This window comes from Pseudomonas sp. v388 (genome assembly GCF_003935425.1).
Classification (GTDB): domain Bacteria; phylum Pseudomonadota; class Gammaproteobacteria; order Pseudomonadales; family Pseudomonadaceae; genus Aquipseudomonas.
In genome coordinates this window covers 268,497-276,406 of sequence record NZ_RHQN01000005.1, presented here as the reverse complement: position 1 = coordinate 276,406, position 7,910 = coordinate 268,497, and the positions used below count along the sequence as shown (strand labels likewise).

Annotated in this window: 8 protein-coding genes; 1 reads left to right on the top strand and 7 read right to left on the bottom strand. The window is 62.1% G+C overall.

The window, feature by feature from the left end; genetic code table 11:
- Window positions 1–302 precede the first annotated feature (302 nt).
- Entirely contained in the window at window positions 303–2,477 is a 2,175-nt protein-coding gene (locus EGJ27_RS14105; RefSeq protein WP_125831364.1) for a TonB-dependent siderophore receptor, read from the bottom strand.
- A 299-nt stretch (window positions 2,478–2,776) separates the two neighbouring features.
- Between EGJ27_RS14105 and EGJ27_RS14100 the strand changes: the two genes are divergently transcribed.
- Complete coding sequence (locus EGJ27_RS14100) at window positions 2,777–3,082, top strand: PepSY domain-containing protein (protein ID WP_125831363.1); 306 nt, start codon at window positions 2,777–2,779, stop codon at window positions 3,080–3,082.
- A gap of 39 nt (window positions 3,083–3,121) precedes the next feature.
- Here EGJ27_RS14100 and EGJ27_RS14095 read toward each other — a convergent pair whose 3' ends face one another.
- The 6 genes from EGJ27_RS14095 to EGJ27_RS14070 form a co-directional block, all read right to left on the bottom strand.
- The gene (locus EGJ27_RS14095) at window positions 3,122–4,285 is read right to left on the bottom strand and encodes a PQQ-dependent sugar dehydrogenase (protein WP_125831362.1); all 1,164 of its coding nucleotides are present in this window, start codon (window positions 4,283–4,285) and stop codon (window positions 3,122–3,124) included.
- Between the two features lie 74 nt (window positions 4,286–4,359).
- On the bottom strand, window positions 4,360–4,680 hold the full coding sequence (locus EGJ27_RS14090) for a hypothetical protein (protein ID WP_125831361.1): 321 nt from the start codon (window positions 4,678–4,680) through the stop codon (window positions 4,360–4,362).
- Window positions 4,681–4,905: 225 nt separating this feature from the next.
- Window positions 4,906–6,096 carry a GAF domain-containing sensor histidine kinase gene (locus EGJ27_RS14085; protein ID WP_125831360.1) on the bottom strand — a complete coding sequence of 397 codons (1,191 nt, stop codon included), beginning with the start codon at window positions 6,094–6,096 and terminating at the stop codon, window positions 4,906–4,908.
- Window positions 6,097–6,295: 199 nt separating this feature from the next.
- The gene (locus EGJ27_RS14080; protein WP_125831359.1) at window positions 6,296–6,733 is read right to left on the bottom strand and encodes a nucleoside deaminase; all 438 of its coding nucleotides are present in this window, start codon (window positions 6,731–6,733) and stop codon (window positions 6,296–6,298) included.
- Window positions 6,734–6,766: 33 nt separating this feature from the next.
- Window positions 6,767–7,267, bottom strand: coding sequence for a hypothetical protein (locus tag EGJ27_RS14075; RefSeq protein WP_125831358.1), 501 nt, complete (start codon window positions 7,265–7,267; stop codon window positions 6,767–6,769).
- A gap of 97 nt (window positions 7,268–7,364) precedes the next feature.
- Complete coding sequence (locus tag EGJ27_RS14070) at window positions 7,365–7,904, bottom strand: GNAT family N-acetyltransferase (protein ID WP_125831357.1); 540 nt, start codon at window positions 7,902–7,904, stop codon at window positions 7,365–7,367.
- Window positions 7,905–7,910: the final 6 nt, after the last annotated feature.

Genomic DNA, 7,910 nt, shown 5'->3' with positions numbered 1-7,910 from the left:
ACCGCCGCAGCGCCGGTATCGCCAGGAATGACGCGTCCGCGCCCAAGGTCGCTCCTGCAGCGTTAAAAGCTGACGGTCCGCGGCATCTGTAGGAGCGAGCTTGCTCGCGAAGGGGCCGGTGCCGCCGCAGCGCCGGTATCGCCAGGAATGACGCGTCCGCGCCCAAGGTCGCTCCTGCAGCGTTAAAAGCTGACGGTCCGCGGCATCTGTAGGAGCGAGCTTGCTCGCGAAGGGGCCGGTAATGCCGCAGCGGAGGTATCGCCAGGAATGACGCCTTCGCGACCAAGGTCGCTCCTGCAGCGTTAAAAGCTGACCGAGGCTGAAAGCCTTGCGGTACGCGGCGCACCCGGGAACAGATAGTCGTCGCCCAGGTATTCACCGGCATCACGCCAGTAGCGTTTGTCGAACAGGTTGTCGACGGTCAGTCGCAGGACGGTGTCGTAATCGCCGATGCGGGTGGTGTAGCGGCTGCCGATGTTGAACAGCGCGTAGTCGTTGACCTCCACCTCACCGGCCCGGTCGGCGTATTTGCTGGCGCTGTACTGCACGCCGCCGAGCAATGCCAGACCTTGAATCGGCAGGCTGTAGTCGGCCTGAACACTCCCGCGATAACGCGGCACGTTCAGCGCCTGATGATCGTCATACGCCGCCGTGCCGCTGTCTTCGACCCGGGACCGGATCGCCGCCACGCTGGCGGACACTTGCAGCCGGTCGGTAATCCAGCCATTGGCGCCCAGCTCCAGCCCGGTGTTTTTCTGCTGGCCCTGCTGCACGTAAGTGAAGGTACCGTCGTCCTGAGGCTGGGAATACTGATACGCCTGGCGCGCCTGGAACAGCGCAGCAGTAAAGCTCATCCGCCGCCAATCGTACTTGGCGCCCACTTCCAGCTGGCGCGACACGGTCGGGGCCAGAATTTCACTGGCGTTGCTGGTGAACCACGCCGCCGTTCCGCCCAGTGACAGCCCTTTGCTGTAGCTGGTGTACAGCGACAGGTTGTCCAGCGGTTTGTAGATCAAGGCCGCCTGGGGCAGGAACAGCGAACGCTGGGTATGCCGCGCGTCACTGCCGTCTTCGGCATAGGCCTGTTCATCGAGCCGTACCTGACGCCCGCCCAGGACGGTCTGCCAATGCTCGTTGAAGCTGATGCGGTCGGTGAAAAACAGCCCGTACTGGCGGCTGTCGAGACGCCGTTCGGTGTGCGGCAAAGGCAGGTCGGACGGCGCGACCGCCTCGGGTGTCTCGTTGATATTGCCCGAGCCGACGAACTCGTTGAACGTGCCGCGCGTATCCACGGTGCGGCGGAACGCGTTGGTGCCGAAGGTCAGTTCATGTTCCAGCGAGCCGGTGCTGAACTGGCCGGTCATGGCCGCTTCGACTTCGTCGTTGCGGCGAGTGTCGTCGGGGCTGCGGAAATCGTAGATGTCGTAGCCGCCTTCAGGACTGAAGTGGTTGGGCACCGCTTCGCTGGCGCAACTGGCCGATCCGTAGCAGCCCCAGGCAAACGCGCTGTAATCGTCGATCACCACTCGGCTGCGCGAGGCGCTGAGGCTGCCTTTCCATACATCAGTGAAGCGATATTCGAAACGCCCGTTCATGTTCAGCGAGTCGATTCCTACCGGGTTGGACCAGCTCTGGTGGCCCAGCAACTTGCGCGGTGAAGCGTCATGGGGCAGCGTCGTGCCGCCCAGCAACTGGTAGCCCGGCACCGAGCGCTGTTCCTTGGTCTGATATTCGACATCCAGCTGCAATAGCGCGCGGTCGCTGATGTTCCAGTCGAAGGCCAGGGAAGCGAAATCCCGCTGGCCGTCGGCGTGCTCGACGTAGGAGCGAATGTCTTCATGTGCCAGGTTGACCCGCAACCCGAATTGCCGCTCGCTGCCGAACCAGCCGCCGACGTCGGTCGCCAGATAGCGCTCGCCGTGTTCGTTGGTGGAAACAGTCACCGACCTGACCTCCGCCGCCCGCTTGGTCTGGTAGTTGATCAGCCCGCCCGGTGCCGACGCTCCGCTCTGCAGGCCGGAAAGCCCTTTGAGCAATTCGACCTGTTGCTTGTTTTCCAGCGCCACGTTCTGCTCGCCGGTAATGGTGCGGCCATTGATGCGGTAGCTGTTGGCCGCGTTCAAGGAAAAACCGCGGACCACGAAGTTCTCGTAATAACCCACCGGTGCGTAGGCATCGCCCACCGAGGCGTCGTTGCGCAACACTTCGCTGAGCAGTCTGGCCTGACGGTCCTTTAACAATGCTTCGGTGAACACTGATACCGAGGCCGGCGTGTCGAGCAGCGCCGCCTCGTTGAAGCCGCCGACCCAAGCGCGTGTCGCCTGGTAATCCGGCGTCGGGTCCTGCCCGGCCACGCCCGAAACGTTCACCGCCTCCAGGTTCACCGGCTCGGCGGCCAGCAACGGCGCAACGGCCACCATGCCCAGCGGCAACAGGCACCAGGACAGGCGCGCAGCAGGTCGGTGTGGCTTGGTCATTGAATTGCACTCCAGAGAGGAACGGGGCCGGGCAAGCGGGGCCACCTTTTACGTCCACCGAAGGTTTTTTACAACCTTTGCAGGCTCGTTCCTGAACAGCGAGGTGTCGGGCAAATTTGCCGGCAGCGACTTCAACGAGGCCGCTTTCGCCAGCAAGTGTCCGATTACCACAACTCAAAGACCTTTCGAACATTAAGCCTGAATTAAGTAAGCAGTATTAATCTGGCTTCAACAAAACGGTGGAACGAATCGCCCACCGGGTTATCCATTTACAACAAACCCGTGAGAAGGAATACACCATGAAACTTGCTTCTACTTTCTTCGCTGCCATTGCCCTGACTGCCGCCGCCGGTGTTGCCCACGCCGATATCGGCCCCGACGAAGTGGTGCGCTTGCAGAAAGCCGGCACCGTCGGCGACTTCGAACAGTTCAACAAACAGGCACTGGCCAAACACCCGGGTTTCCAGATCACCGATACCGAACTTGAAAAACACGCCGGCCGTTATGTCTATCAGATCGAATTGAAAGACAGCAAGAACGTCGAGTGGGATTTCGAAGTCGACGCCAAGACCGGCGAAGTGCTGCGCGACGCCGAAGATCGTTGATCCCGGGCCTGCCGAGCGGCCGCTCGGCAGGCGTCGCGGTTACTGATCCAGGCCAACTTTCAGGAGTTGGCCGTTTTCGGTATCGGTCAGAAGATACAAATAACCATCCGGTCCCTGTCGTACATCGCGAATCCGCTGTTTCATGTCCCCCAACAGGCGTTCTTCATGAATGATCCTGTCCCCTTCGAACTGCAAGCGAATCAGCTCTTCGGTGGCCAGCGCGCCAATGAACAAGTTGTGATCCCATGCCTTGAAACGCCCATCGTCATAAAACGTCATGCCGCTGATGCCCGGTGACTTTTCCCATACATGGAAAGGCGGTTTGGTGCCGTCGACAAACTTGCCCTTGGCTTCGGGAATAGGTTGCCCGGAATAGTTGATGCCATGCGTTGCAATCGGCCAGCCATAGTTCTGGGCGCGTTCGATGATATTGACTTCATCGCCACCCTTGGCGCCATGCTCGTTGGTCCACAGCGTACCCGACCAAGGGTTGAGCGCGGCCCCTTGCTGGTTGCGATGCCCGTAGGACCAGATCTCCGGCCGCACGTTGTCCCGGCCGACGAAGGGATTGTCTTTCGGAACGCCGCCGTCCGGAAAGATCCGCACGATTTTGCCCTGGAGTTTGTCCAGATCCTGCGCGGTCGGGCGATTGTTGTTTTCACCCAGCGCGATGAACAGATATCCGTCGCGGTCGAAGACCATCCGCGAACCGAAGTGGTTACCCACCGAGAGCTTGGGCTGCTGGCGGAAGATCACGGTGAAATCTTCCAGGCGGGTCATGTCGGCCGACAGCCTGCCGCGACCGGCTGCAGTGCCTGCGGTCTCACCTTCGGCGGCGGTCTTGCCGCTGCCTTCGGAGTAGGTCAGGTAAATCATGCGGTCCTTGGCGAAATCAGGCGACAGCACAATGTCCAGCAAACCGCCCTGCCCCTTCGCCCACACCTGCGGCACGCCGGAGATCGGCCCCGACAGCTTGCCGTCCGCCGAGACCAGGCGCAGATCACCCGAGCGCTCGGTCACCAGAATCCCCTTTTTATCCGGCAGAAAGGCCAGCGCCCAAGGGTGATCGAGCCCTTCGGCCACCGGGGTGACACTGACCGAACCCAGTTCGGACTTGTAGCGCTCGGTGGCGGCACCTGCCGTGAATGACAGGCTGAAGGCAGCAGTGGCACAGAGTGTCGCGATCAGGGTCTTTCTAAACATGAGCGATTCCTTATGCAGATGGATGATGGCCCGACGCAGCGGGCCTGATCGTTTGACGCGGCGCTGGGGGCCGGCTAGTTCGTACGGGGTGCCGGGGTAATTTCGTTAGCCGTGGGGCGTGGTGTCTGACGAGTCGGGTAGCCATTGCCGATGCCGCCATTTTCCAGAGTGGGTGGACGCACGGTCGGCGGGGCAACCGGGGTGCGGCCCGGCGGCGTGGCGGGCTGCGTGCCCTGCCGGCTGTTGGGGTTGGCGCGGTGGATCGGGCTGTTGTACGGATTGTTGTTCGCGCCGCTGCCGGACCTGCCGTTCGGCAACTCCTGCGCCTGCGCGGCGGTGATGCCGCCAACCGCGACGCATAACGCTAGTGCGACTGTGTGTACCAGACTGTTCATCACATACCTTCCAGGGGAACGGTGAAGACTCACGCCTTTGATGGCAATTGCGTCCTCAGGTTCGACCCAGCGCCGGAGATGAGCAAGTCAAGTGGCCGATGATCTTGTAACAAGGATGGTCAGCAGGTCATTACGCTACCCAGCGCCACCCCGCTTCCCTACGCGGGCCAGTGAACGCGCGACAGGGTCGGGACTGGTGAGAAGGCGTCGCCAGCCGGCCGGCGTCTAGGCGGTAGTGGAGGTGAACGGCATGCTGAAGATGAACGTGGTGCCCTGTTCACGGGTCGAGATCACGTCGATGCGCCCTTTGTGAGCGATTGCGATCTGGCTGGCAATGTACAGGCCCAGCCCCAGTCCAGACTGCGGCTCATCGGTAACCGGCCGTGAGTACGGCATGAACAGGCGGGCCAGAACGTCCGGAGGAATTGCCGCGCCCTGATTGGTGACGCTGATCAGGAACCGGTCGCCGCCCACGCCTGCCCAGACCTGCACCGAACCTTCGGTGTCGCCGTGGGTGATGGCATTGGACACCAGGTTGGACAGCAGCTGCGCGATGCGTTCGTGATCGCAGCGGATGCGCATCAAGGTGTCGATACTCGACTCGATACGCCGGTGCGGATGCACGCGCTGCACTTCGGAGATCACATGTTCGAGAGTCGCTTCCAGACCGTCGCAATCGTGCAGGCTCAAGGGAATGCCGCTTCCGAGGCGACCACGGGCAAAATCCAGCACATCGTCCACCAGTTGGGTCGCCCGCGTCCCCGAGGTGAGGATGTGCTGGACGATGCCCCTGGACTTGTCGTCCAGCGACCTGCGCAGCAGCAGCTCGGCGCTGGCATTGATGGCGAACAGCGGGTTGCGCAGGTCATGCCCGAGCACCGCGATGAATTGCTCGCGCCAATCGGCGATCTCGCGCTCGGCAAGCAGGTCGGCCTGGACCTGCAACATGGTCTGCTCGGCTTCGATCTGCAATGCCAGGAGCCGCGCGAACGACATCATCATCGCTTCGACGCTGGTGCCGATCAGTCGCGCCGGCTTTGGGTCCAGGGCGCAGATGGTGCCGAAGAACGTGCCGTCGGAGAGCACCACCGGCACTGAAATATAGCTCTGGAACCGGTAACGCTTCGGGGTGTGGTGGTCGCAGAAGCGCGGGTCGAGGGCGACATGGTCGATGACCACCGCCTGCTGGGACGAGCGGATTTCGTGGCAGATGGTGCTGGTCAGTTCCAGGTCGCCACCGGGCTTGAGGCCGAACTCCAGCGTGTCGAGCACGGCGCAGGCGGTCCATGTGGTGTCGGTGACCCGCGCTACCGCGGCGAAACCCATCCGCGTGGACTCGACAATGACCTGCAAAATGGCCGGCACCGCGCTGATTCGCCCGATGGTGGCTACGTCGTTGGTGATGGATTGCCGCATGCAGACCTGTCTTTGACTCGCCGGTGGAATGAGCTCAGCGGCTCATTCTAGCGATCCCTGCGGCCCTTGGTGACCTCGCGCCGGTGTTTTTTATCAAGTAGCGGCGGCGAAACACTCGAATGAAAGGCACCGACGGCACTCATCACGCACATGAATGACTCAAGCACGTCGCATCTGCATTCAGGCCGCCGCTTGAGGCTCACTCACCGATGTCTTCGTTCCACAGTTCGGGTTTGCTGGCGATAAAACTGCGCATCATGTGCTCGCACGTGGCGTCGCCGAGCACATCGACCTGTACGCCACGGGACCGCAGCAGCGCTTCTTCACCCATGAACGTCTGGTTCTCGCCAACGATGACCTGCCGAATGCCGTACAACAAAATCGCACCGCTGCACATGGCACACGGTGAAAGCGTGGTGTAGAGCACCGAGTCGCGGTAGACGCTGGCGGGCTGGCGACCGGCATTTTCCAGTGCATCCATTTCGCCGTGCTTGATCGCGCTGCCTTCCTGCACCCGACGGTTGTGCCCACGTCCGATGATCCGGCCGTCGTGGACGATGACCGAGCCGATGGGAATCCCGCCTTCGTCCAGACCCCGTTGCGCTTCGTCGATTGCAGCCTGCATGAATGGGTCCATGGTGCGTCCTCCAGGGTGAAAGATGAATGAGTGTCAGTGGTCCAGCGAGCGTTGCGCATTGCCCAGTGCCTGGGAAACGAAGCGGCCCAGCAGGTCGGCCGAGCGCGCTTTCATGTCCGCGCCCACTTCGCTGTTCAGCGCCTTGAATTTGTTGGCCAGCGCAGGCGAGTCGTCGCCGGCATTCAATGAACGCAATTCCTGGGCCGTGAAGGCGTGGGCGTAAGCCGCCGCAAGGTTGCGATCCCATTGCCCCTGGAATTCGGGCTGCAGGCGCTGCAGTTCACGTTGCACCAGTTCCTGGGCCTGGGTCTTGCCCAGCGTTTCCACCAACGAGGCAAAGGTGACGGTGCGCGACGCAACCTGATAGCCCAGCCAGCCGAGGCTGTCGCCAAGCTGGCGTTCGCGCACCAGGGTCAGCGCCGTGTCGTCGACCTCATCGGCGTGCGCCGGACGGGAGATATCCTGCAACAGGCAGGCGAGCAGCGCCAGACCGGTTTTCAGAACGACGGATCGGCTTGGCTTGCGGTCAGTCATGGCCCCTCCGGAGCAGTGAACGAGTGCCTTGAGAACTTAACAGTTAACACAGGCTTTGCCTCGGTATGGGTCGCATCGAGGCCGGTTTCTGCCGTTATCAGCAATGCCGTGCCGCCCATTGCGAGCCGGTCAGGCGATAGATCCGCACCCCGAGGCGATGGTATTGGCTGTGGATGTAATCGTGAAAACCCACCTTGTGCAGCACCCTGACCGACGCGACGTTCTGCGGCTGGACGATGGCAATGATCGACCCCAGGCCCAGGGTCTCGAAACCGTGGCGCAATGACGCCTCGACCGCTTCGGTAGCCAGCCCGCGCCCCCAGAATCGAGGGCTGAGGCGGTAACCGATTTCGACTTCCCGGGCACCGTCGACCATTTCCGCATTCAGGCCGCAGAAGCCGATCAGTTGCGCCGATTCAAGCTCGACCACCGCCATCGGACCGAAGCCGTCGGCGTGATAACACGCCATGCAGTTGTGGACGAACTCGCCCACCGCTCGCTCGTCCATGACACCGCGCACTGAAAAGCGCATGACCTGCGCATCACCGAGAACGGCGGCCAGCGCCGGCACGTCAGCGGTCTGAAAATGGCGGATCACCAGCCGCGGCGTCGGCAGCGCCAAAGGTTGCAGGTTCATATGCGC

What these genes read in the sequence shown, in the direction of transcription:
- EGJ27_RS14085 (WP_125831360.1), bottom strand. Translation starts at nt 6,096, where the DNA reads ATGCGGCAATCCATCACCAACGACGTAGCCACCATCGGGCGAATCAGC.
- EGJ27_RS14095 (WP_125831362.1), bottom strand. Translation starts at nt 4,285, where the DNA reads ATGTTTAGAAAGACCCTGATCGCGACACTCTGTGCCACTGCTGCCTTC.
- EGJ27_RS14070 (WP_125831357.1), bottom strand. Translation starts at nt 7,904, where the DNA reads ATGAACCTGCAACCTTTGGCGCTGCCGACGCCGCGGCTGGTGATCCGC.
- EGJ27_RS14080 (WP_125831359.1), bottom strand. Translation starts at nt 6,733, where the DNA reads ATGGACCCATTCATGCAGGCTGCAATCGACGAAGCGCAACGGGGTCTG.
- EGJ27_RS14100 (WP_125831363.1), top strand. Translation starts at nt 2,777, where the DNA reads ATGAAACTTGCTTCTACTTTCTTCGCTGCCATTGCCCTGACTGCCGCC.
- EGJ27_RS14105 (WP_125831364.1), bottom strand. Translation starts at nt 2,477, where the DNA reads ATGACCAAGCCACACCGACCTGCTGCGCGCCTGTCCTGGTGCCTGTTG.
- EGJ27_RS14075 (WP_125831358.1), bottom strand. Translation starts at nt 7,267, where the DNA reads ATGACTGACCGCAAGCCAAGCCGATCCGTCGTTCTGAAAACCGGTCTG.
- EGJ27_RS14090 (WP_125831361.1), bottom strand. Translation starts at nt 4,680, where the DNA reads ATGAACAGTCTGGTACACACAGTCGCACTAGCGTTATGCGTCGCGGTT.